This window comes from Phycisphaerae bacterium (assembly GCA_035384605.1).
Lineage (GTDB): Bacteria > Planctomycetota > Phycisphaerae > UBA1845 > PWPN01 > JAUCQB01.
The window spans coordinates 1-20945 of the sequence record DAOOIV010000037.1; the positions used below are offsets into that span (position 1 = coordinate 1).

32 protein-coding genes are annotated in these 20945 nt (G+C 62.1%); all 32 read left to right on the forward strand.

What is annotated here, in order from left to right:
* Positions 1-1364, forward strand: a 1364-nt coding sequence (locus PLL20_10160; protein ID HPD30349.1) for a TetM/TetW/TetO/TetS family tetracycline resistance ribosomal protection protein, incomplete at its 5' end; no start/stop codon positions are given.
* Between the two features lie 362 nt (positions 1365-1726).
* Entirely contained in the window at positions 1727-2035 is a 309-nt protein-coding gene (gene rpsJ, locus PLL20_10165) for a 30S ribosomal protein S10 (protein HPD30350.1), read from the forward strand.
* A 128-nt stretch (positions 2036-2163) separates the two neighbouring features.
* A complete protein-coding gene (gene rplC / locus PLL20_10170; protein ID HPD30351.1) occupies positions 2164-2817 on the forward strand; it encodes a 50S ribosomal protein L3 in 654 nt (217 codons plus the stop codon).
* Positions 2818-2858: 41 nt separating this feature from the next.
* Positions 2859-3512, forward strand: coding sequence for a 50S ribosomal protein L4 (gene rplD, locus PLL20_10175; protein ID HPD30352.1), 654 nt, complete (start codon positions 2859-2861; stop codon positions 3510-3512).
* A gap of 40 nt (positions 3513-3552) precedes the next feature.
* Complete coding sequence (rplW, locus tag PLL20_10180; GenBank protein ID HPD30353.1) at positions 3553-3864, forward strand: 50S ribosomal protein L23; 312 nt, start codon at positions 3553-3555, stop codon at positions 3862-3864.
* A gap of 47 nt (positions 3865-3911) precedes the next feature.
* Positions 3912-4778 carry a 50S ribosomal protein L2 gene (rplB, locus tag PLL20_10185; GenBank protein ID HPD30354.1) on the forward strand — a complete coding sequence of 289 codons (867 nt, stop codon included), beginning with the start codon at positions 3912-3914 and terminating at the stop codon, positions 4776-4778.
* Positions 4779-4811: 33 nt separating this feature from the next.
* Positions 4812-5144: a 30S ribosomal protein S19 gene (rpsS, locus tag PLL20_10190; GenBank protein ID HPD30355.1), complete on the forward strand. Its 333-nt coding sequence runs from the start codon at positions 4812-4814 to the stop codon at positions 5142-5144.
* A gap of 60 nt (positions 5145-5204) precedes the next feature.
* Positions 5205-5558, forward strand: coding sequence for a 50S ribosomal protein L22 (gene rplV / locus PLL20_10195; GenBank protein ID HPD30356.1), 354 nt, complete (start codon positions 5205-5207; stop codon positions 5556-5558).
* A gap of 67 nt (positions 5559-5625) precedes the next feature.
* Positions 5626-6330, forward strand: a complete 705-nt coding sequence (gene rpsC, locus PLL20_10200) for a 30S ribosomal protein S3 (protein HPD30357.1) — start codon at positions 5626-5628, stop codon at positions 6328-6330.
* A 67-nt stretch (positions 6331-6397) separates the two neighbouring features.
* A complete protein-coding gene (gene rplP / locus PLL20_10205; GenBank protein ID HPD30358.1) occupies positions 6398-6817 on the forward strand; it encodes a 50S ribosomal protein L16 in 420 nt (139 codons plus the stop codon).
* A 24-nt stretch (positions 6818-6841) separates the two neighbouring features.
* Entirely contained in the window at positions 6842-7081 is a 240-nt protein-coding gene (rpmC, locus tag PLL20_10210) for a 50S ribosomal protein L29 (protein ID HPD30359.1), read from the forward strand.
* A 70-nt stretch (positions 7082-7151) separates the two neighbouring features.
* Positions 7152-7439, forward strand: coding sequence for a 30S ribosomal protein S17 (gene rpsQ / locus PLL20_10215; GenBank protein ID HPD30360.1), 288 nt, complete (start codon positions 7152-7154; stop codon positions 7437-7439).
* A gap of 39 nt (positions 7440-7478) precedes the next feature.
* On the forward strand, positions 7479-7883 hold the full coding sequence (gene rplN, locus PLL20_10220; GenBank protein ID HPD30361.1) for a 50S ribosomal protein L14: 405 nt from the start codon (positions 7479-7481) through the stop codon (positions 7881-7883).
* A gap of 42 nt (positions 7884-7925) precedes the next feature.
* Entirely contained in the window at positions 7926-8282 is a 357-nt protein-coding gene (gene rplX / locus PLL20_10225) for a 50S ribosomal protein L24 (GenBank protein HPD30362.1), read from the forward strand.
* 2 nt (positions 8283-8284) lie between these two features.
* The gene (gene rplE, locus PLL20_10230) at positions 8285-8848 is read left to right on the forward strand and encodes a 50S ribosomal protein L5 (protein HPD30363.1); all 564 of its coding nucleotides are present in this window, start codon (positions 8285-8287) and stop codon (positions 8846-8848) included.
* A 49-nt stretch (positions 8849-8897) separates the two neighbouring features.
* Positions 8898-9083: a type Z 30S ribosomal protein S14 gene (locus PLL20_10235; protein HPD30364.1), complete on the forward strand. Its 186-nt coding sequence runs from the start codon at positions 8898-8900 to the stop codon at positions 9081-9083.
* Between the two features lie 67 nt (positions 9084-9150).
* Positions 9151-9546 (forward strand): 30S ribosomal protein S8, encoded by a 396-nt coding sequence (rpsH, locus tag PLL20_10240; protein HPD30365.1) that lies wholly within the window; start codon positions 9151-9153, stop codon positions 9544-9546.
* 54 nt (positions 9547-9600) lie between these two features.
* Positions 9601-10215, forward strand: a complete 615-nt coding sequence (gene rplF / locus PLL20_10245) for a 50S ribosomal protein L6 (GenBank protein ID HPD30366.1) — start codon at positions 9601-9603, stop codon at positions 10213-10215.
* 29 nt (positions 10216-10244) lie between these two features.
* On the forward strand, positions 10245-10613 hold the full coding sequence (rplR, locus tag PLL20_10250) for a 50S ribosomal protein L18 (GenBank protein HPD30367.1): 369 nt from the start codon (positions 10245-10247) through the stop codon (positions 10611-10613).
* Positions 10614-10894: 281 nt separating this feature from the next.
* Complete coding sequence (gene rpsE / locus PLL20_10255) at positions 10895-11341, forward strand: 30S ribosomal protein S5 (protein ID HPD30368.1); 447 nt, start codon at positions 10895-10897, stop codon at positions 11339-11341.
* Positions 11342-11366: 25 nt separating this feature from the next.
* Positions 11367-11816: a 50S ribosomal protein L15 gene (rplO, locus tag PLL20_10260; protein ID HPD30369.1), complete on the forward strand. Its 450-nt coding sequence runs from the start codon at positions 11367-11369 to the stop codon at positions 11814-11816.
* 31 nt (positions 11817-11847) lie between these two features.
* The gene (secY, locus tag PLL20_10265; GenBank protein ID HPD30370.1) at positions 11848-13197 is read left to right on the forward strand and encodes a preprotein translocase subunit SecY; all 1350 of its coding nucleotides are present in this window, start codon (positions 11848-11850) and stop codon (positions 13195-13197) included.
* Between the two features lie 30 nt (positions 13198-13227).
* The gene (locus PLL20_10270; protein ID HPD30371.1) at positions 13228-13887 is read left to right on the forward strand and encodes an adenylate kinase; all 660 of its coding nucleotides are present in this window, start codon (positions 13228-13230) and stop codon (positions 13885-13887) included.
* A gap of 4 nt (positions 13888-13891) precedes the next feature.
* Entirely contained in the window at positions 13892-14698 is an 807-nt protein-coding gene (map, locus tag PLL20_10275) for a type I methionyl aminopeptidase (protein HPD30372.1), read from the forward strand.
* A gap of 28 nt (positions 14699-14726) precedes the next feature.
* A complete protein-coding gene (gene rpmJ, locus PLL20_10280; GenBank protein ID HPD30373.1) occupies positions 14727-14840 on the forward strand; it encodes a 50S ribosomal protein L36 in 114 nt (37 codons plus the stop codon).
* A gap of 33 nt (positions 14841-14873) precedes the next feature.
* Positions 14874-15263: a 30S ribosomal protein S13 gene (rpsM, locus tag PLL20_10285; GenBank protein ID HPD30374.1), complete on the forward strand. Its 390-nt coding sequence runs from the start codon at positions 14874-14876 to the stop codon at positions 15261-15263.
* On the forward strand, positions 15256-15651 hold the full coding sequence (gene rpsK / locus PLL20_10290) for a 30S ribosomal protein S11 (protein ID HPD30375.1): 396 nt from the start codon (positions 15256-15258) through the stop codon (positions 15649-15651). Before rpsM ends, rpsK begins: the two co-directional genes overlap by 8 nt.
* A gap of 158 nt (positions 15652-15809) precedes the next feature.
* Positions 15810-16442: a 30S ribosomal protein S4 gene (gene rpsD, locus PLL20_10295; protein ID HPD30376.1), complete on the forward strand. Its 633-nt coding sequence runs from the start codon at positions 15810-15812 to the stop codon at positions 16440-16442.
* A 148-nt stretch (positions 16443-16590) separates the two neighbouring features.
* Positions 16591-17715 carry a DNA-directed RNA polymerase subunit alpha gene (locus PLL20_10300; GenBank protein HPD30377.1) on the forward strand — a complete coding sequence of 375 codons (1125 nt, stop codon included), beginning with the start codon at positions 16591-16593 and terminating at the stop codon, positions 17713-17715.
* A gap of 106 nt (positions 17716-17821) precedes the next feature.
* Positions 17822-18466, forward strand: a complete 645-nt coding sequence (gene rplQ / locus PLL20_10305) for a 50S ribosomal protein L17 (GenBank protein HPD30378.1) — start codon at positions 17822-17824, stop codon at positions 18464-18466.
* A gap of 85 nt (positions 18467-18551) precedes the next feature.
* On the forward strand, positions 18552-18974 hold the full coding sequence (locus tag PLL20_10310) for an HIT family protein (protein ID HPD30379.1): 423 nt from the start codon (positions 18552-18554) through the stop codon (positions 18972-18974).
* A gap of 117 nt (positions 18975-19091) precedes the next feature.
* Positions 19092-20780, forward strand: a complete 1689-nt coding sequence (locus PLL20_10315) for a glycosyltransferase family 2 protein (protein ID HPD30380.1) — start codon at positions 19092-19094, stop codon at positions 20778-20780.
* Positions 20781-20945: the final 165 nt, after the last annotated feature.

Consider the following 20945-nt stretch of genomic DNA (forward strand, 5'->3'; position numbering starts at 1 on the left):
ATCTGGCCCATCCGGTGTTTTGCGGGTCGGCGCTGGCGTATATCGGTATCCAGCGGCTGCTTGACGGCGTGATCGACTACCTGCCGAGCCCGCTTGATTGTCCGCCGATCGTCGGCCAGGTGCCGGATCTCGCCGACAAGTCGCACAAGGGCAGGTCGAAGGAAAAAGCCAAGGGCGGCACGGTGGAATGTCGCTGCGATCCGACCGGCCCGCTTGTTGCATACGTGTTCAAGGTCGTGGCCGAGAAGCCGGTGGACGTTTTTTTTGTTCGCGTTTACTCGGGGACATTGAAGACGAACTCGCGAGTGCTCAACCCGGCCCGCGGCGTCAAGGAAAACGTCAGCCGGATCCTCCGCGTCTTCGCCAAGCGGCGCGAGCCGATCGACAGTGCCGTGGCGGGTGATATCGTGGCCGTGACGGGTTTGAAGGAATCGCTTACGGGCGACACGTTGTGCGATCCGAAGCATCCGGTGCTGCTCGAGAAGATCGAGTTTCCCGAGACGGTGGTCAGCATGTCGATCGAGCCGCAGTCGTCGGCGGATCGTGACCGCATGCTGGAGGCGCTTGCGATGTTGTCCCGCGAGAACCCGACGTTCGAATACCGGGCGAACGAGGAAACCGGGCAGACGCTGATCAGCGGCATGGGCGAGCTTCATCTCGAGGTGCTTGTCAATCGGTTGCGGCGTGACATGAAAGTTGACGTCCGCGTCGGGACGCCCAGGGTCTCGTATCGGGACACGATCACGGCCGTGGCCGTCTGCGAGGAGGAATTCAAGCGGCAGACGGGCGGCAAGGGCCTCTATGCCAGGGTCAAGTTGCAGCTCGAGCCGTTCACTCCGAAGGAAGGCGAAGAGCACGTGGTTTTCGAGAGCAGGGTGCCGGAGGGGGCCATACGGCCGGAGTTTCTGGCGGCCGTGGCCAATGCGGTGAAGGATGCGGCAAGAACCGGTCTTCGCGGCTACCCGATCATCAATCTCAAGATCATCCTGCTGGAGGCCGCCGAGCACGAGACGGACAGCACGGAGGGCACCTTTGAGGCCGCAGCCCGAATGGCCTTCGATCGGGCGGCCGAGTCGGCCCAGCTTGCCCTGATGGAGCCGATCATGAGGGTCGAGGTCATCACGCCGGAGAGCTATTTTGGGGCGGTCAGTGGCGACCTTACCCGTCGCCGGGGGGTGGTCAACGACGCGACGGTACGTGGGGGGCAGAGGGTGATCGAGGCGATGGTTCCGCTTCGGGAGATGTTCGGCTATGCCACCGATCTCCGCAGTCTTACCCAAGGTCGTGGGAGCTGGACCATGGAGCCGTCCCACTATGCGATTGTGCCACCCTCTATTGGAGACGCAATTATTGCTGCGAGTTGAAGTTATGTCAGTTTGAATCCTTTGATGGGCGGCGCACTAGCGTCCGATAACTATCTCGGAAAGCGGCGGGCTGACGGACGTCGGAAAAGCGGAAAAAATCACGGCGGGCTGGGGTTGACAGATTCCTCAGGATGGCTAAACTTACGGGTCTGCGTCTAACCCATGCAAACCCTGTCGCCGTGGAGGTTTAGCGCGGAGGGTTTGGCGGACCGGAACCGATGACGAGGCCGATGGCAGCCCGTGTGATTGCCCGCGGAGGCGGGAGCGACGGGGGTTGCCGGGTCTTTTTCGGGGTTGTGGGTGCGGGCGGGAGCAGTGAGACAAGGCCGCAAAGGGCCGCAAGAAGCATTTAGAGGAAGGTCATGCAGGGCGAACGGATCCGGATCAGGATGGAGGCATACGACCCGCGGGCATTGGACGCATCGGCCCGCGAGATCGTGGATCATGCCAAGCGGACGAACGCGCGGGTGTGTGGTCCGATTCCGCTGCCGACCCGGATCGAGCGTTACACCGTCCTGCGCTCGCCGCACATTGACAAGAAGTCCCGCGAGCAGTTTGAGATGCGAACGCACAAGCGTTTGATCGACATCTACGAGCCGACCGCGCGGACGGTAGAAGCCTTGAATCGGCTGGTTGTTCCAGCGGGGGTGTTCGTCAAGATCAAGGCCTGATACCGACTGGGCGGCGGCTTTTTCGCTCCTACAGTCATCGTTTTTCAGCAGCTTGGCCGTGTGAGCTTGATCGCGCGGCATGACCCAAGAGGATGAGCCCGCAGGGCTTTGAAGGGAAGTCTTTTCACATGGTGGCGGCACTGCTAGGCAGAAAAGTCGGAATGACTCGGGTGTATACCGAGAACGGCGAGGTCGTGCCGGTGACCGTGATCCAGGCGGGGCCGTGCTCGGTTCTGGCGACCAAGTCGGCCGCGGGACCGGACAAGTACGATGCCGTGCAACTGGGCTTCGAGGACGTGAAGCCTCATCGGTCGACGCTTCCGATGATCGGGCACGCCGCCAAGGCGGGAACCGGTCCGAAGCGGCTGATTCGCGAGGTTCGCCTGAAGGAGGCCCCGCAGGCCAGTCCTGGGGATGTATGGACGGTTGAGCTGTTTGAGAGCGCCCAGGTCCGGTACGTGGACGTTGTTGGAACGACCAAGGGGCGGGGTTACGCGGGCGTCATGCGGCGTCACCACTTCGGTGGTCAGCCGAACTCACACGGGACGGAGCGGAAGCATCGTTCTCCGGGGGGTATCGGGGGCATGGCTCAGCGGGGTCGAGGCCGTTGCATTAAGAAGGGCAAGCGCATGGCCGGTCACATGGGCAATGCGCGAAGGACCAGCCGCAATCAGGAACTGATCCGTGTGGACAAGGAGAACCATCTTCTTCTGGTGAAGGGGAGCGTTCCTGGGCCGAACGGCGGTTACGTGCTGGTGCGGCAGGCCAAGGCCAAGAAGTAGGGTGGCGTGAGCCGCCCTGGGGCGGCAGCGGAGTGCAGGTGATGATCGAGGTACCTGTATACAACATGAGTGGCGAACGGACCGGAGCGGTCCAGGTTGACGAGGCCATCCTGGGCGGCCGCGTCCGCTACGACCTGCTCAAGCAGGCCATCTCGGCGTTTCAGATGAACCAATGGCAGGGCTCCGCGCGCACGAAATGCCGGTCCATGGTGGAGGGATCGACGCGCAAGTTGTACCGGCAGAAGGGCACGGGGAACGCCCGCATGGGTACGGTCCGGACGCCGATCCGACGCGGCGGCGGGGTGGCCTTTGCCAAACTGGAGCGTAATTACCGCCGCGAGATGCCGCGCAAGATGCGGCGAGCGGCCCGGAACAGCGCTCTTCTGGCCAAGATGAAGGCCGGTGCGGTTGCGGTGATTGACCCCCTGACGATGGACAAGCCCAAGACGAAGGAACTCTACGCGTTGTTCAAGGCCGTTGGGGCGGATCAGGGTTGCGTGCTGGCGATCGATCAGCCTAATGTGACGGTATACAAGTCCGGGCGCAACATCCCCAAGACGGAGATTCGACAAGTAGGGGATCTCAACGCGTATGAGATTCTGCGCCGTCGGAAGGTTCTCTTGTCGAAGGCGGCGCTGGATGCCGTGCTGGCTGATCCGGCGACTTTCGCACCGGCGTCTCGGAGCCAAGTTTGACCGGGTACGGGGGCAGCCCTGGAGTAAAGGATACTGAGCGATGGACATCTACCATACGATCATTCGGCCGCTGGTGACGGAGAAAGGGACGCACCAGAGCCAGGTATCGCATGAGCGGACCCGAACGCGGCCGGCACGGGGCGGAGCCTACACCTTCGAGGTCCATCCGAAGGCCAACAAGGCTCAGATACGGCAGGCGATCGAGAAGATTTACAACGTGAGGGTGATGTCGGTCCGGACATCGAACCGCAGCGGCAAGCGTCGGCGGTACCGGCTGACGATCGGGACAACCCGCGGCTGGAAGAAGGCGGTCGTCGTGTTGCACCCGGACTATCACATTGACCTGTTCTGACGGCGGAGTCGGGCTAGAGCAGAGAACAGAGGGAATTCGAGCGGGCCATGGGCATTAAGCAATACAATCCGACGTCACCGGGTCGCCGGGCCGGGTCGGTCAGTGATTTCAGTGAACTGACCGACAAGCGCCGCCGGCCCACGAAGTGTCTGCTGGAGCCGAAGAAGAAGACCGGAGGTCGGAATCACCACGGCAAGATAACCTCCTGGTGGCGCGGCGGCGGTCACAAGCGCATGTACCGACTGATTGACTTCAAGCGCCGCAACGATTCCGGCCGAGCCGTCGTCCAAGCCATCGAGTACGACCCCAACCGTTCCTGCCATATCGCCCTCATCGAATACCCTGACAAGACGAGAAGTTACATCCTAGCCCCGGCCGGTCTGAAAGCCGGAGATTGGGTGGAAAGCGGCGAGCAGGTGGAGCCGAAGCCGGGCAACTGTATGCCGCTGAAGCGGATTCCGGTGGGCATGGACGTGCACAACATCGAGATGATGCCGGGCCAAGGCGGCAAGTTGGTGCGATCGGCGGGGTCGAGTGCTCGGTTGGTGGCCCGCGAGGGTGATTGGGCGACGCTGCTCTTGCCGTCGGGCGAGATGCGTCAGGTTCGGGTGGAATGTCGGGCGACGATCGGCCAGTTGGGCAACGCCGACCACCAGAACATCCAAATTGGCAAGGCGGGGCGTAAGCGGCACATGGGCCGCCGGCCGCACAACCGCGGCACCTCGATGAATCCGATCGCTCACCCGCTGGGCGGCGGGGAGGGCCGAAGCGGCGGAGGACGCCATCCGTGCAGCCCTTGGGGTAAGCTCGCCAAGGGTGGCAAGACGCGCTCGCCGAGGAAGAACTCGAACAAGCGAATCCTGCGCCGCCGGCGAAGCGTGCGGTATGGACGGCAGGTGATCCGGAGCAAGTAGACGTCGGAGCTCAGGATCGGGAGCGAACCGAAGATGACGCGGAGTCTGAAAAAAGGGCCGTTTGTTGACGAGAAGCTGTTTCGCAAGGTTCTGCGCGCGAAGGAGACGGGCAGCCATGCCCCGATTCGCACGTGGTCCCGGCGATGCACGATCGTTCCAGAGTTTGTGGGTGTCAACTTCGAGATTCATAACGGCAAGGTATTTCACAAGTTGTTCGTGACCGAGGAGATGGTCGGGCACAAGCTGGGCGAATTCAGTCCCACCCGGAACTTCCGAGGTCATGGAGGCAAGGCGAGGGCGGCGGGAGCCGGGCCGGCCGCAGTTCCGGCAGGCGGGCCCGCGAAGGCTTCGTCAGGCGGCAAGTAAGGTGGAAGGGGCCGTCGGCGGTCAGGCCGGTGCCCGCAGGTTCCACAGAGGTAGACGATCGTGGCACACGGAACAGTGAAAGAAAGGCAATATCGGGCAGTGCATCGCTATGCCCGCGTCAGTCCGCGCAAGGCCAGATTGGTGGCGGACCTGATCCGCGGTCAGAAGATCAACACCGCGCAGGATATCCTTCGCTTCACGCCGAAGCGGGCCAGCGGGTTGATTGCAAACGTGCTGAAGTCCGCGATTGCCAATGCCAATGAGCAGGAGGCCGACGTTCGGCGGCTGTTCGTGGCCGAGGCCCGGATCGACCCGGGCCCGTACTTTCGCCGGTGGCGGCCGAAGGATCGTGGCCGGGCGCATCAAATACTGAAGAAGACGAGTCACATTATTGTTGTGGTTGAGGAGCGGTGAGCAGAAGCCTTTGGTCGCGGGTTCACAGGCGGACCCGTTCCGAGAGGCCGAGAGCCGGGAGCTGAGTGTGGGACAGAAAACCAACCCAATCGGGTTCCGAACCGGTATCACGCTGGATTGGAAGAGCCGGTGGTACGCCCCGAAGGCGGCCTATGGCGAGTTCCTCATCGAGGACTGTCGGATCCGCAAGTACATTGATGACCGGTTGAACGAGCGGCCGCCGTACGCCGCGGTATCCAAGGTGGAGATCGAGCGGACCCGCAACGAAGTTCGGGTGGTGCTGCACACTGCTCGCCCCGGTCTGGTCATCGGACCGAAGGGTGCGGAGGTGGACAAGCTTCGGGAGGAGCTGGAGGACCTGATTGACCGGAAGGTCAACCTGAATGTGGTTGAGATCAAGAACCCGGATCTGGATGCCCAGCTCGTAGCTGCGGCGGTGGCTGAGCAGCTCAAGAAGCGGAGCAGTTTCCGACGGGTTATGAAGATGCGGTGCGATGCCACGATGGCGGCGGGGGCCAAGGGTGTTCGGATCATGTGTTCCGGCCGACTGGGTGGCGCCGAACTGGCCCGCACCGAGACGCAGAAGATGGGATCGATCCCGCTGCAGACGCTTCAGGCGAACGTGGACTACGGTTTCGCGGTGGCCAAGACCAAGACGGGAGCGATCGGGGTGAAGGTGTGGATCTACCTGGGTAATTTCGGCGACGAGGCCGCGTCGGTCGAGTCGGAGGAAGGAGCCAAGCCGCGGCATCGACGGCGGGGCCGCAGGTAGTTGGGCTGGATGGGGCAGCGGGCTTGGCGGCCCGGCAGCCCGGAGTATTGAACGGAGAGCAATCGCCATGGCGTTGATGCCGAAGCGAATGAAATACCGCAAGTCGCAGCGCGGGAGGGTGCGAGGTGTTGCGCATCGCGGTAACACGGTGGCCTTCGGCGAATACGGGCTGCAATCGTTGGAGACCGGCTGGCTGACCGCTCGGCAGATCGAGGCGGGCCGTATGTGTGCGACCCATTTCCTGCACCGTCAGGGAAGGGTGTACATTCGGGTGTTTCCGCACAAGCCGGTGTCCGGCAAGCCGTTGGAGACCCGCATGGGCAAGGGCAAGGGTGAGCCGGAATACTACGTGGCCGTCGTGCGCGAGGGTGCGATTCTGTTTGAACTGGGCGGTGTGACCGAGGACGCGGCCCGGCGGGCATTGGCCCGGGTGGCCCATAAGATGCCCTTCCGTTGCCGGTTCGTGGCTCGACGGCATGCGGTGTGACGTGCGGCGACGAGGAGTTGAGGTATGAAAGTATCCGAAATCCGGGACATGAAGACCGAGGAGCTCCATGCCGAGATGGACCGGCTTCGCCGGCATCTGTTCGATCTTCGCAGCCAGGCGGTGACCGAGAATCTGCAGGATCCCTCGATGTTGACCAAGGCCAAGCGGGACATCGCCCGGGTTTACACCGTGCTTCGCGAGCGTGGTGAAACGGGCATCGAACAGAAACAGTATCACCTGGAGACGCTGGCAAGGCACAAGTAGTCGGAGCGTCCCGCGTGGAAGCGGGAGTCGGACGGCCGGACGCAGGCCGAAAGGAATCAGGTAGCAGGCGATGGCAGAGAACACGGCACAGGTCAAAGGGCGACGGGCCCGCAAGACCATGATCGGTGTGGTGACGTCGGCGAACAAGACGCCCAAGACGATCGCGGTAAGAGTGCACTATACGGCCCGGCACCCGAAGTACGGCAAGTTCCTGAATCGATCGCTGACGGTGAAGGCTCACGATGCGGCCTCGACGGCGAGGTTGGGTGACCGCGTGGAACTGATGGAATGCCGGCCGTTTTCCAGGACCAAGCGGTGGCGGCTGGTTCGCGTGATCGAGTCGGCGCCCCGGGACTGACGTAAGCCGCCGGCGGCTCGGTATGGACGAGATAGAGCGATGATTCAGCAACAGACCATGGTGGATGTGGCGGACAACACCGGCGCCAAGCAGGTGATGGTCATTCGCGTTCTCGGAGGCAGTACCGCGCGGGCCGGCAAGCCGAGACGCCGAGTGGCCGGGGTGGGAGACATTGTCATCTGCACGGTGAAGAAGGCGTTGGCCAACAGTGATTTCATGAAGCCGGGCAATCACAAGGCGCGCGTGGTGAAGGCGGTGGTTGTGCGGGCCAAGCATGCCACCCGGCGTCCGGACGGCAGTTACGTGCGTTTTGATCGGAACGCCGTGGTGTTGATCGACGATCGGAATGAGCCGCGAGGGACGCGGATTTTCGGGGCGGTGGCCCGCGAGCTTCGGGAGAAGGGGTTCATGAAGATTATCTCGCTGGCGGATGAGGTGGTTTGAACGGCTTGAGCGCAAGGCGCAAGTGAATTCGGAAGCGGAACAATGGCTTGCCACATCAGGAAAGACGATCTGGTCGAGGTGATTGCCGGTGACCACGTGGGCGAACGCGGCAAGGTGCTGAAGGTTTTCCCGAAGAAGGGCCTGGTGCTGGTGCAGGGCGTGAACACGGTTTTCCGGCATGTCCGGCCCAGCCGGCGCAATCCGCAGGGTGGACGGCTTCAGAAGGAGGCCCCGATCCATATTTCCAACGTGGTGCCTTACGACGAGAAGGCCGGCCGCGGCGGACGTGTCCGGTTCGAGGTGGTGCGAGACGCGGAGGGCAAAGTAAAGGCCAAGTATCGCGTGTCGGTTCGCGGGTCTCGACTGAGCGAATTGACCCGCGCAAAGGCGGATGAATAGGCATGGCTCGCTTGTTGGATAAATACCGGAACGAGGTGCTCCCCAGGCTTCTGGAACGGGCGGGCACCGATAACCGCATGGCGGTGGCGCGCTTGGACAAGATTGTGGTGTCCATGGGCGTCGGCAAGGCGGTTCAGGACAAGAAGCTGCTCGAGCTGGCCGCAAAGGATCTGGCGACCATCACGGGGCAGAAGCCCATGGTTTGCAAGGCCCGCAAGAGCGTGTCGAACTTCAAGCTCCGCAGCGGCATGCCCATCGGGCTGAAGGTGACGCTTCGCGGGACGCGGATGTATGAATTTCTGGACCGTCTGATCCACATCGCCATCCCGCGTATCCGTGATTTCCGCGGGTTAAACCCGCGAGGGTTTGATGGGCGCGGGAACTATTCCCTGGGGCTGAACGAGCAGACGGTTTTTCCGGAGATTGACCCGGCGGCGGTAGAGTTTGCGCAGGGTATGAACGTGTGCATCACGACCACCGCCAAGGGCGACCGTGAAGCGCGCGAGTTGCTACGGTTATTGGGCATGCCCTTCCGCAGCGACCCGGCCTTGGACGACAAGAAGTGAGATGATCATTCGGCGCCGGCAGTAAGCGCCGAGAGTTGGGCGGGCAGATATGGCAACCAAAGCGTGGGTTCACAAGGCAATGCGGCCTCCGAAGTTCAAGTGCCGGATCGTGCGCCGGTGCCAGATTTGCGGCCGCAAGCACGCGGTGTACCGGAAATTCAGGATGTGCCGCGTTTGTTTCCGGAAGTTCGCGAACGAAGGCCTGATTCCGGGCGTGAAGAAGGCGAGTTGGTGAGCGTCGCGAGGCCCCGGTGGTTGCCGGGGTACTAGCAGGACGGCCGGCAAGAAAGAGGACTGAGACGATGTGGAGTGACCCGATCGCCGACATGCTGACGCGGATTCGCAACGTGGCCATGGCCCGCGGCCGCGAGGTTAAGGTTCCCGCGTCGCGCGTGAAGGCCGGCATTGCCGAGGTACTCAAGCAGGAAGGATACATCCAGGAATACGACCGGATCGACGACGGGCGTCAGGGGATCCTGCGGATCAAGCTCAAGTACGGTCGCCGCGGCGAGCCCGTGCTGACGGAGATCAAGCGGATTTCCAAGCCTGGTCGGCGCGACTATCGGGCGGTTGAGGACCTGCCGGAGGTGCTCAACGGTCTGGGCATCGCGATCGTCTCGACCAGCCAAGGTGTTCTGAGCGATCGACAGTGCCGGGAACGGCACATCGGCGGTGAGGTACTCTGTACGGTGTGCTGACGGGGCGAGGAATGTATCCGGCGGAAGCCGGACGGTTTGGAAGGACTAAAGACGATGTCTCGTATCGGCAAGAAACCCATTCCGGTGCCCTCCGGTGTGCAGGTCATCGTGAAAGACCACACCGTGACGGCCAAAGGGCCCAAGGGGGAGCTGTCGTGGCGGTTCCCTGACGAGATCACGGTTCAGGCCGACTCGGGAGCCGGCCTCATCGTTGTGGGGCGCACGGACGATTCCAGCCGGGTCAAGGCGCTTCACGGGCTAACGCGGGCGCTGATTGCCAACATGGTTGCCGGCGTGTCCAAGGGCTATGAGAAGAGGCTGGAGATTTATGGGACCGGCTACGGCTGCCAGGTGAAGGGAGGCAAGTTTCTGCTCAACTGCGGATACATGGGTCGGGGCGTCGATGCGGAGGGCAAGCCGAAAGAGGCGCAGTATGTCATTGACATTCCCAAGGGGTTGACGGTCACGGTGGAAGTGCCCACGGCGCGCGGTGAAAGCGAGCCGGCGCGGTTCACCGTAACCGGCGCGGACAAGCAGTTGATCGGGCAGTTCACGTCGGAGCTGCGGTTGATTCGGCCTCCCGAACCTTACAAAGGCAAGGGGCTTCGATTTGTGGGCGAGCACGTGCGGAGGAAACAGGGCAAGGCTTTTGCCGGCGGGGCGAGTTGACCCGCAGACGGAGAGTATCGGGTGGCAGCATGAGCATGATCAAGGTCAAGCAGCAGCGTCGTCAGCGCCGCAAAATGCGGGTGCGGCGGCGCGTTTTCGGTACCGCGGAGCGGCCGAGGCTGACGATCTTCCGGAGCCTAAAGAATATCTACGCGCAAATGATCGACGACGAGACCGGACGCACGCTGGTCGAGGCCAGCAGCGTCAGCAAGGAACTGGCGGGCGTGGTGAAATACGGCGGGAACGTCGCCGCCGCCGCACAGGTTGGCGACCTGCTGGCACAGCGGGCCCTGGCCAAGGGTGTGAAGCAGGTGACCATGGACCGCAACGGTTACAGGTTCCACGGGCGTGTCAAAGCGGTGGCCGAGGCGGTTCGCAAGGCGGGTATCAAGATCTGAGGTGTTAGGATGAACCGGTTTTTCGGCGAGAGGGCGGCGAGCCGGTTGTGATCGAGGCGCTGATGGCAGATAACCAGACGAATGAGACTCAGGGCGAGGTTTCCGGCGAGCAGGTAACCCATTCGGCAGCGTCACGGCTGGCCGGCCGGGCCCCGGAACCTCCCGAAGGCGGCTCGTTTGCCCCCGAGGGCGAACGTCGGGAGCGAGACGAGCGAGGCGAACGGGGCCGTGGTCCCGGTCGTCCCGAACGAACCGGACCTGCCGACGGGCTCGACGAGGTCGTGGTCAAGATTTATCGGTGTGCCACCGTGGTGAAGGGCGGTCGGCGATTCAGCTTTGGGGCCCTGGTGGTTGTCGGCGACCGCAACGGTCGAGTGGGTATCGGCTATGGAAAAGCGAATGAGGTTCCCAATGCCGTGGAGAAGGGTGCCAAGGCCGCCCGGCGAAACATGATCAGCGTGAATCTGGACGGGTCGACGATTCCTCACATGGTTTTTTCAAAATATCGAGCCAGCAGGGTGAAAATGATCCCCGCCGGCGAAGGAACCGGCGTTATCGCGGGAGCCAGCGTGCGGGCGGTGATGGAACTGGCGGGTGTTAAGGACGTGTTGACCAAGGTCTACGGTTCGACCAGTCCGAAGAACCTGGTCAAGGCGGCGTTCGAGGGGCTTGCGGCCCTGCGGACCAAGGAAGACGTCCAAAAGCTTCGGGAGGTTGCGGTCAGATAGGGCCGCCGGGCGGGAGTGACAGGCCATGATGATTGCTGAGATTACCTCGAAGGCCAAGCGCAACCGACGTCGCAAGCGGGTCGGTCGCGGTCCGGGTTCGGGTCACGGCAAGACCAGTACCCGCGGGCACAAGGGCGAGAAGGCCCGGACCGGGACGCGTGGGCATGTGCTCCGCGAGGGCGGCCAGATGCTGTTCTTTCGCAGGATTCCCAAGCGGGGCTTTTCGAACTTCCGTTTCCGGCGGACGTTCCAGGTGGTTAATATCGCAGCGTTGCAGGAAACGTTCGAGGACGGAGCCAAGATCAACCCTTCGGTTCTGGCGGAGGCCGGTCTGATCCGAAGTGCCGCCGATCCCGTGAAGATCCTCGGCGTCGGTGACCTGTCGAAGAAGTTTGACGTCGAGGCAACCTGCTTCAGTACGTCGGCCGCGATGAAGATCACGCGAGCGGGGGGCCAGATCAAGTCGCTCGGCTGAGGCCGGCCGGAACGACTGGAGGCATGCGGGCATGTTCAGCACATTGGCGAACATTTTCAGGATCCCTGAGCTGCGCAAGAAGTTGATGTTCACGCTCGGGCTGCTGATCATCTATCGCCTGGGGTTTTACATTCCTTTGCCCGGTATCAACCAGGACGAGATGGCGAAGGCGGCCGAGGCGGCCGGGGGCGGCACGGGCTTCGGGCAGATGGCCGCGGTTTTCGCTCTGTTTACCGGCGGCGATCTTCAGCAGAGCACCATTTTCGGGCTCGGGATCATGCCGTATATTTCCGCCTCGATCATTTTCCAGCTCCTGGCGACCGTGGTGCCCTGGCTCGAGAAGCTTCAGAAGGAGGGCGAATCGGGCCGCAAGAAGATCAACGAGTATACTCGTTACGCCACCGTCGGACTGTGTCTGATCCAGGGCGTGTTCTGGGTCAACTACATGATCAACTCGCGCTACGTCTACAGGGACTTTGAGGATTCAGTTCTTTTCATGATGATGGCCGTCATGGCTCTGACGACGGGGACCATATTCCTGATGTGGCTCGGCGAGCAGATCGACGAATACGGTATCGGCAACGGCATCAGTCTGATCATCATGGCCGGTATCATTGCCCGAATGCCCAATGCCGTCATCGAGGTCTATCAGCGGGCGGATTTCAGCGTGGGCGCGGGGGCCCCGCAGGGTGCGATGACGCCGCTCAAGATCATCTTCATCCTGGTAGCGTTTGTGGCCGTGGTGGCCGGCGCGATTCTGATCACCCAGGCTCAGAGGCGTATTCCGATCCAGCAAGCCAAGCACACCCGCGGCCGGCGTGTTCTTGGCGGCCAGCGACAGTACCTGCCCTTGCGGGTCAATCACGGCGGCGTGATGCCGATCATTTTCGCCAGTTCTCTGATGATTTTTCCGGGCATTCTAATGAGTTACCTGGCGAGCGCTTTTGGCGGCAGCAACATCCTGAGAATCCTCTCCGATCAATTGAGGACGGGCAGCTATCTCCACGAGCTGGGCTACATCGGAATGATATACTTCTTTGCCTACTTCTGGACCGCGGTTCAGTTCCAGCCCAAAGAGATGGCCAACAACCTGCGGGATTACGGGAGCTTCATTCCCGGCCTGCGGCCCGGCAAGCGGACGGCGGACTACCTTGAACGGGTGATGACGCGTATCACCTACGTGGGTGCGACCTTCCTGGCGATCATTGCGGTGATTCCGACCGTGGTGTTCGTGTCGTTGGACGTTCCCTATCAGATCTCGGCCTTCCTGGGGGGCACGGGTTTGCTGATCGTGGTAAGCGTGGCCCTGGACGTGGTCCAGCGGATCGAGGCCAATCTGGTGATGCGCAACTACAAGGGGTTCCTGGGCGCCTCGGATTAGTGGGAGGTTCCCGAAGGGCATGCGATGGGTATGAATCTGGTCATTCTTGGTCCTCCTGGAGCCGGTAAGGGCACGCAGGCCGTGCGACTGGCCCAGGCCTTTTCGCTGCGGCACCTGTCGAGCGGCGACTTGCTGCGGGCCGAGCGGGCCAGAGGGTCCGAGTTGGGCAAGAAGGCCGCAGAGTATATGGACGCGGGCAAGCTGGTTCCGGATGAAATCATCATCGGGGCGGTTCTGGCCCAGTTGAGCAGCCTGGGTGACAAGGCGGGTTTGCTCCTGGACGGGTTCCCCCGAACGGTGGCGCAGGCCGAGAGCCTGGATAAGGCCTTGGCCGAAGCCGGCAAGCGGGTGGATGCGGTTCCCGCGCTGGCGGTGCCTGATGAGATGATCCTTGACCGGATCACCGGGCGGCGTACTTGTCCCCGGTGTAACGCGGTTTATCATGTAAAAACCCTGCCGCCGGCACAGGAGGGCATTTGTGACGCCGATGGCACCGCACTGGTTCAGCGTCCGGACGACACGGCTGAGGTTGTGAGACAACGGTTGGATGCCTATCACCGACAGACTGCTCCTTTGGAAGCTTACTATCGGAAGAAGGGGCTTCTTGTGGAGGTGGACGGCAGCCTAGAGATGGACGCAGTATTCCGGGCGCTGTCGAAAGCGGTTCGCCGACGGTTGGGAATGGAATGAGCCGTTGAGAACGATCAAGCGACGATCCCGAACCGCAGGGTTGAAGACACCGGAGGAAATCGAGCGGATGCGACGGGCCGGGCGGCTCGTCCATCAGGTGCTTCGCCGGATCGAGCAATACGTGCGGCCGGGCGTGACGACGGCCGAACTGAACGCGGTCGCCGAGGACATGATCCGGCAGGCGGGGGCTGAGGCCCTCTTTCGAGGGCAGCGTAACGACCGAGCGAGATTCCCGTTTCCCGCGGCCCTGTGCACCAGCGTGAACGAGCAGGTGGTACACGGGATACCGGGTGAGCGGGTGCTCGCGGAAGGCGACGTGGTCAGTGTGGACTGCGGCGTTCGGCTGGAGGGCTACTGCGGGGACGCCGCCACGACGATTCCCGTGGGCACGGTGAGCGAACCGGTGAAACGGTTGCTGAGGGTGACCCGGGAGGCGTTGGGGATCGCGGTGGCCCGTATTCGCCCGAAGGTGTGGTGGAGCGAGATCGCCGCCGAGATGCAGGCCCATGTGGAAGCGGCGGGTTTTTCGGTGGTACGTGATTTTGTCGGCCACGGAATCGGCAGCAGCATGCACGAGGAGCCGAAAATACCCAACTATGTCGATCCGAGGGAGCGGCGACTGGATTTCCTGCTCACGGAAGGAATGACGCTGGCGATCGAGCCCATGGTGAACATGGGATCGCCGCAGGTGGTTTATGAGGACTCTACGGGGTGGCCGGTGGTGACCAAGGACCGGCAGTATGCGGCCCATTTTGAGCACACCATCGCGGTCACCGGTCACGGGGCGGACGTGTTGACGGACGGGCGGTAGGCGTGCAAGCGCGGCGGAGGACCGAAATATGAAAGTGCGGAGCAGTGTTCGTCGCATTTGCGAGAATTGCAAGATTATCCGTCGCCGGGGCGTGATCCGGGTGGTGTGCTCGAATCCGCGTCATAAGCAGCGTCAAGGCTGACGGTAGGAGCCTGTTGCAGGAAGGAGTGGCAACGTGCCGCGTATTGCAGGCGTTGATGTGCCGAATGAAAAGCGAGTCGAGATCGCGCTGCGGTATATCTACGGCATTGGACCGCATCTGGCGCGGGTGGTGCTGAAAGAGGCGGGAGTAGATCCGAACACGCGGGCGAAGAATCTGACGGAAGACGAGGTCAGCCGAATCGCCGGCGTGATCGACCGGAACTATCTGGTGGAAGGTCAGCTTCGCAGGCAGGTGCAGCAGAACATCGCCCGTCTCCGTGACATCGGTTGCTACCGGGGTTTGCGTCACCGTCGCGGCCTGCCGGTCCGCGGCCAGAGGACGCGCAGCAATGCCCGGACCCGCAAGGGTCCGAAGAAGACCGTGGCCGGGAAGAAGGGCGTGAAGGAGATGCATCGTGGGTAAGGCAGCAGCGGGAACGGTCGTCAGGAGAAAGGCGCGGCGCAGCGTGGCCCGCGCGATCGCCCATATCAAGGCGACCTTCAACAATACGCAGATTACCATCACTGACACCAACGGTGAGGTGCTGACATGGGCGTCGGCGGGGACCGTGGGCTTCAAAGGCACGCGGAAGAGCACTCCGTTTGCCGCGCAGCGAGCCGCCGAGAAGGTGGCGCACGCGGCCCGCAAGTTCGGCGTGATGGAGGTCGAGATTCGCGTCAAAGGTCCCGGCCCGGGACGGGAGTCGGCGATCACCTCGTTGCAGGCGGCGGGGCTTCGGGTGCTGAGCATCGAGGACGTGACGCCGTTGCCGCATAATGGTTGCCGTCCGAGAAAGCGGCGCCGGGTGTGATTCGGGCGGTTTGGGAGCTGCCGGACACGGGAGTTCGGCTGAACGAGCGGGGACTTGAGACGGCAGGCAGGGTTGAACAAGAACGGACGCCGTGGTGGATGACCCGTTCAAGGCAGGTTGATCCGGTTAACGGACGCAGCACAAGGGAAACAGAATAGATGTCGCGATACATCGGTCCAGTCTGTCGGCTTTGCCGGCGAGAAGGCATCAAACTGATGCTGAAGGGGCCGCGTTGCGAAACCGCGAAGTGCCCGATGGAGAAGCAGTGGCGATCGAATCCGCCGGGCATGCACGCGTGGCGGCGCGGGAAGTCCAGCGGCTACAGCGTGCGGCTTCGTGAGAAGCAGAAGGTGAAGAGATACTATGGCATTCTGGAGCGCGGTTTCCGGCTGTATTTCCGTCGGGCGGAACGATCCAAGGAGAACACCGGGACGGCCCTGCTCCGGCTTCTGGAGTGCCGCCTGGACAATGTGGTCCGCAAGGCGGGTCTGGCTCCCTCGCGCAAGGCGGCCCGGGCGATGATCAGCCACGGGCACATCTACGTCAACGGGCGGAAGGTTGATCGGCCCGGCTTCAGCGTCAGCCAGGGCGACCGCATCACCGTGAAGAACTCGGACAAGAGCCGCAAGCTCGCCAAGAGCCACTTGGAACTGGCCGGCTCGCTGCAACCGCAGTCCTGGTTGCAGGTCGACGCCGACAAAATGGAGGCAACCGTGGTGGCCCTGCCGTCACGGGACGACGTCCAGATTCCGGTTGAGGAACAACTGATCGTGGAAATGTGCAGCCGGTAACGGCTTTTCGTGGGTGCGGGCCGAGTCGAAAGGGGTACCCGACGTCGTTCATCAGAGGCCGGTTCGTCCGGCCGCAGATGAAAGCCCGGTGATCCTCGAATCGAGCGCCGTTTGCATCGAGCTTGCAGGCAATTGTGGAGGAATCCCAATGCGAATCAGATGGCGTGGGCTTGAGTTGCCTACTCAGGTTGTTCGGGATGACACGATCAGTACGGACACCTATGCCCGGCTCGTGGTCGAGCCGTTTGAGCGGGGGTTCGGTACGACGGTCGGGAACAGCCTTCGTCGAATCCTGTTATCGAGCCTCGAAGGCGCTGCCGTTACCAAGGTGCGGATCGCCGGGGCCAGCCATGAGTTCATGAGCCTGCCCGGCGTGATGGAAGACGTGACCGACATTATCCTGAATATCAAGAGCCTGGTCATTCGCATGGAGGGCGAGGGCGAGGGCGAGAAGACGATGCACCTGTCCCGGCGCGGGCCGGGGGAGGTTTACGCTCGAGACATCGAGGCCGATCCGTCTCTTACGATTATCAACACCGGCCAGCTCATCGCGACGTTGACCGCCGACGTCGAACTGAACATCGACTTCTGGGTCAGCTCAGGTCGAGGCTACCGAACGGCGGACGAAAACCGCAACCCGGCGGACGAGCTCGGGGTGATCGCGGTCGATTCGGTGTTCTCGCCGGTCACCAGGGTCCGCTATAAGACCGAGGAGACGCGCGTCGGACAGAGGACCAACTACGACAAGCTGATTATGGAAATCTGGACCAAGGGCACGATCCGGCCGGAAGATGCGTTGGTCGAGGCGGCCAGGATTCTTCGCAAGCACCTCAACCCCTTCGTCCAGTATCACGAGTTGGGTCGGGAGCAGGTGGCCGCCCCGTCTGAGGCCGAGGCGACCGGCGGAATGATGGACAAGGCGTTGCAGGATCGTCTATCTATGCCGATCTCCCAGTTGGACCTTTCGGTCCGGGCAAGCAATTGTCTGGAGTCGGCGAAGGTGACCACCGTGGGCGAACTGGCCAGGATGACCGAGACCGATCTGCTGAAGGTGCGGAGTTTTGGCCGGACCTCGTTACGTGAAGTGAAGCGCAAGCTGGCCGACCTGGGCCTGAGCCTTGGGATGGTCTTTGGCGACGCGCCTGCTCAGCAGACTCCGGCGGGTGGTTCGGACACCGGCGAGGCCGCTCCGACAACGATGGCGACCGACGCACCGGCGGCGCCGGCAGTCGACGCCGGCACGGTGGGCAGCACGGCCCAGATGGGTCAATGAGGCGAGCAGGTTCGAACGACCGGGATCGGAGGACGGCTACGGGAGACTTTTGTGAGCTTGGGTCCCGGCGCGGGTGAGTCCGGCAGGTGAGTTGGGAGCGTTTGGAATGAGACACCTTGTTGCACGGCGGAAACTGAATCGAACGAGTGAGCACCGAGAGGCCCTTCGGCGCAATATGGCCCAGAGCCTCTTTGAGCATGGGCAGATCACGACGACCCTTCCCAAAGCGAAGGATCTGCGTCCTTTTGTTGAGCGGCTGATCACTCTGGGGCGAAAGGCCAGGTCTGGGAATCTCGCTGCCCGGCAACGTCTGGCCGCGCTGCTGGGTGACCGATCGATGATTCCCTCGGGCTACCAGGAGCAGTATGAGGATATGACGTATGCCGCCCGCGCCAAGGTCCTGCGGATGCGCAGTGGGCGGCGGTATCGGTTGGGTCAGGCCCGCGGTGGTCAGAAGTTCACGGCGGTTTCCATCGTTCATCATCTGATCAACGAGGTAGTTCCTCGGTTCGAAGGGCGTCCCGGCGGGTACACGCGGGTCATCAAGCTTGGTCCCAGCGGCCGTAACGACAATGCGCAGATGGCTGTTCTCCAACTGCTGGGAGAGGAAGAATCCCCCGGCACGGTGACGCGGCCTGAGAAGACCGCCCGGCAGCGCCGGACCGAACGGCGCTACGCGGCCGCCGCGAAGGCTGCCAAGAAGAGCCGCTCAACTCAGTCGCAGCCGACGGCGGAAGCTCAGGGCGAGTGAGGCGGACCGTAGACTTGCTGATCCGGAATGCGGCAGGCAACTCGAGGTCATGCCGAACCGCGGTACCGCGGCACGGAGGAGTGCGATGATCGATGCTTCCTGCGTATTCTGCAGAATCATTGCCGGTCAGATCCCGTGCATGCGTGTGTTTGAAGACGACGCTGCGTTGGTGTTCCTTGATATCGGTCCGCTGTCGGAAGGGCACCTTCTGATGGTCCCCAAGCAGCACGTCGAGCGGCTGGACCAGATGTCCCCGGAGCACGTCATGGCGATTACCCGCCATCTGCCCATGCTTGGCCGATCGCTGATGAAGGCCGTGGGGGCGGCTGCCTATAACATTCTCCAGAACAACGGTCGCGAATCCGGTCAGGAGGTTCCCCATGTTCATTTTCACGTTATCCCGCGCAAAGCAGGCGACGGTCTGGGGTATCGCTGGAACGCCTCAAAATACGCCCCAGGAAGGGCCGAAGAGATCCGCGACTTGCTGATTGCCGCCCTCAAACCGTAAGCCGTTGACATTCTTATTCCTAATCGTCATGATCAATTTGGGGTGGAACGAGGCGGCGCGTTTGGGATGGCGCTCGTTCTGAAGGATGCGACCACTCAACCGAGGTGTCCTGGTTTCATGGAATGGCTGTTCAGCAACGAAGGTTTTCGCGCAGTCTTTCTGGCGACCTATGTCATCATCCTGCTGATCGTCAGCGTTTATGGGTTGCATCGGTACCAGCTCGTCCATCTGTTCTATAAGTATCGCTCGAACAAGCCCAAGCTGACCGCCTGTTTCAGAGAGTTGCCGCGCGTCACGATCCAACTGCCGATGTACAACGAGCAGGCCGTGGCCCGGCGGGTGATTGACGCGACCTGCCGAATCGACTACCCGCGCGACCGCCTTGAAATCCAGGTGTTGGACGATTCGACCGACGAGACCGTCCAGATCGTCGGCGAGGCGGTGAAGTACTGGCGTTCGCAGGGCTTCAACATTTGCCACCTTCATCGCACCCAGAGAACCGGCTACAAGGCAGGCGCGCTCTCCGAGGGCATGAAAACTGCAACCGGCGAGTTCATCCTGATTTTTGATGCGGATTTTCTCGCGCCTCGGGAGATTCTCCGTGAGACCATTCATTATTTCTGCGACCCGCGGGTCGGCATGGTGCAGGCCCGATGGGAGCATCTTAACCGCGATCAGTCGCTCCTGACCAAGACGCAGGCGATTCTGCTGGACGGACATTTCGTCATCGAGCACGCGGCCCGTAACCGCTCGGGGCGGTTCATGAGTTTCAACGGGACCGCCGGGCTTTGGCGAAAGACGTGTATTGAAGACGCGGGGGGCTGGCAGCATGACACCCTGACCGAAGACCTGGATCTCTCCTATCGCGCGCAAATGAAGGGCTGGAAGTTCCTGTTTCTCTCTGAGTTGGCCTCTCCGGCCGAGTTGCCGCCGGACATGGAAGCCTTCAAGCAGCAGCAGTACCGGTGGGCCAAGGGCGGAGCCCAGACGGCCCGCAAGCTGTTGCCGACGGTTCTGCGCTCGCGGTTGCCCAGGCGAATCAAGATGGAAGCCTTCTTCCATCTCACGAGCTGCATCGTCTATCCGTGCATCGTGCTGCTCACTTTGATGATGTACCCCATCGTGTACCTCAAGGTGAGCATGTTTCAGGAAGGGTTCTGGAAATACCTCTTCGATTTCTCGATTCTCATTCTGGCGACCTGTTCGGCCGGGACGTTCTACGTCTGCAGTCAGCGGGTTCTCTTTCGTACGTGGGCCGACAGCCTGAAGTACATTCCGTTCCTGATGGCCCTGGGGATCGGTATCGCGCTGAACAACGCGCGGGCCGTGTTCGCGGGTTTCTTCGGCAAACCCGGCGAGTTCGTTCGGACGCCGAAGTTCGGGGTTGTGGCCCGTGACCACCGCTGGAAACGGCAGGTTGAGAACGCCCGCAAATCCCTCAAGCGGGTTAAGCTTCAGCCCTTCGTGGAGTTCGCTATTGCGATTTACCTGTTGGGCTGCGTAATCATGTGTTTTTCCGCTCCTCTGAATCCCGCCGATCCAAAGCAGCAGCGTCTGACCATCGGCGTGCCCTTCCTCTGCCTTTTCATGGTGGGCTATTTTTACGTGCCCCTGACGACGTGGTTCGGGCACCGCCTCGGCAAGATCGAATCTGAATTGCCTGAAGACCTGGCGGCCGTCCCGGTCAAGTTTTCTCTCCCGAACACGCAGGTGGCCCGCGGGGGCGGCTCGGCAGCGTCTCCCGACTATGCCCCCCTGGTCAAGCCCGACGTTCCAGCGATTTCCAGGCAGGAGCGAAAAGTCTGAGACCGCTCAGCCGCTAAGGAAGGCCGCGGATGGCATAACCGGACACTCGAAGGTCATTCATGCTGCCACGGCAAGTCTTCGACATATGGTTTTCGTCATTGACTGGCAGTCGGTCGTTCATCGGGTTTGTCAGGCAACCCGATTCGCGAAGCGGGTTTGCTCATC

Coding starts and splice junctions, on each gene's coding strand:
- rpsD (HPD30376.1), top strand. CDS start 15,810: ATGTCGCGATACATCGGTCCAGTCTGTCGGCTTTGCCGGCGAGAAGGC.
- rplE (HPD30363.1), top strand. CDS start 8,285: ATGGCTCGCTTGTTGGATAAATACCGGAACGAGGTGCTCCCCAGGCTT.
- rpsS (HPD30355.1), top strand. CDS start 4,812: ATGACGCGGAGTCTGAAAAAAGGGCCGTTTGTTGACGAGAAGCTGTTT.
- rplP (HPD30358.1), top strand. CDS start 6,398: ATGGCGTTGATGCCGAAGCGAATGAAATACCGCAAGTCGCAGCGCGGG.
- rplB (HPD30354.1), top strand. CDS start 3,912: ATGGGCATTAAGCAATACAATCCGACGTCACCGGGTCGCCGGGCCGGG.
- rplW (HPD30353.1), top strand. CDS start 3,553: ATGGACATCTACCATACGATCATTCGGCCGCTGGTGACGGAGAAAGGG.
- PLL20_10310 (HPD30379.1), top strand. CDS start 18,552: ATGATCGATGCTTCCTGCGTATTCTGCAGAATCATTGCCGGTCAGATC.
- rpsH (HPD30365.1), top strand. CDS start 9,151: ATGTGGAGTGACCCGATCGCCGACATGCTGACGCGGATTCGCAACGTG.
- rpmC (HPD30359.1), top strand. CDS start 6,842: ATGAAAGTATCCGAAATCCGGGACATGAAGACCGAGGAGCTCCATGCC.
- rplQ (HPD30378.1), top strand. CDS start 17,822: ATGAGACACCTTGTTGCACGGCGGAAACTGAATCGAACGAGTGAGCAC.
- rpmJ (HPD30373.1), top strand. CDS start 14,727: ATGAAAGTGCGGAGCAGTGTTCGTCGCATTTGCGAGAATTGCAAGATT.
- rpsJ (HPD30350.1), top strand. CDS start 1,727: ATGCAGGGCGAACGGATCCGGATCAGGATGGAGGCATACGACCCGCGG.
- rplF (HPD30366.1), top strand. CDS start 9,601: ATGTCTCGTATCGGCAAGAAACCCATTCCGGTGCCCTCCGGTGTGCAG.
- rplD (HPD30352.1), top strand. CDS start 2,859: ATGATCGAGGTACCTGTATACAACATGAGTGGCGAACGGACCGGAGCG.
- PLL20_10270 (HPD30371.1), top strand. CDS start 13,228: ATGAATCTGGTCATTCTTGGTCCTCCTGGAGCCGGTAAGGGCACGCAG.
- rplR (HPD30367.1), top strand. CDS start 10,245: ATGAGCATGATCAAGGTCAAGCAGCAGCGTCGTCAGCGCCGCAAAATG.
- rplN (HPD30361.1), top strand. CDS start 7,479: ATGATTCAGCAACAGACCATGGTGGATGTGGCGGACAACACCGGCGCC.
- rpsQ (HPD30360.1), top strand. CDS start 7,152: ATGGCAGAGAACACGGCACAGGTCAAAGGGCGACGGGCCCGCAAGACC.
- secY (HPD30370.1), top strand. CDS start 11,848: ATGTTCAGCACATTGGCGAACATTTTCAGGATCCCTGAGCTGCGCAAG.
- rplO (HPD30369.1), top strand. CDS start 11,367: ATGATGATTGCTGAGATTACCTCGAAGGCCAAGCGCAACCGACGTCGC.
- rplX (HPD30362.1), top strand. CDS start 7,926: ATGGCTTGCCACATCAGGAAAGACGATCTGGTCGAGGTGATTGCCGGT.
- PLL20_10235 (HPD30364.1), top strand. CDS start 8,898: ATGGCAACCAAAGCGTGGGTTCACAAGGCAATGCGGCCTCCGAAGTTC.
- PLL20_10300 (HPD30377.1), top strand. CDS start 16,591: ATGCGAATCAGATGGCGTGGGCTTGAGTTGCCTACTCAGGTTGTTCGG.
- PLL20_10315 (HPD30380.1), top strand. CDS start 19,092: ATGGAATGGCTGTTCAGCAACGAAGGTTTTCGCGCAGTCTTTCTGGCG.
- rplC (HPD30351.1), top strand. CDS start 2,164: ATGGTGGCGGCACTGCTAGGCAGAAAAGTCGGAATGACTCGGGTGTAT.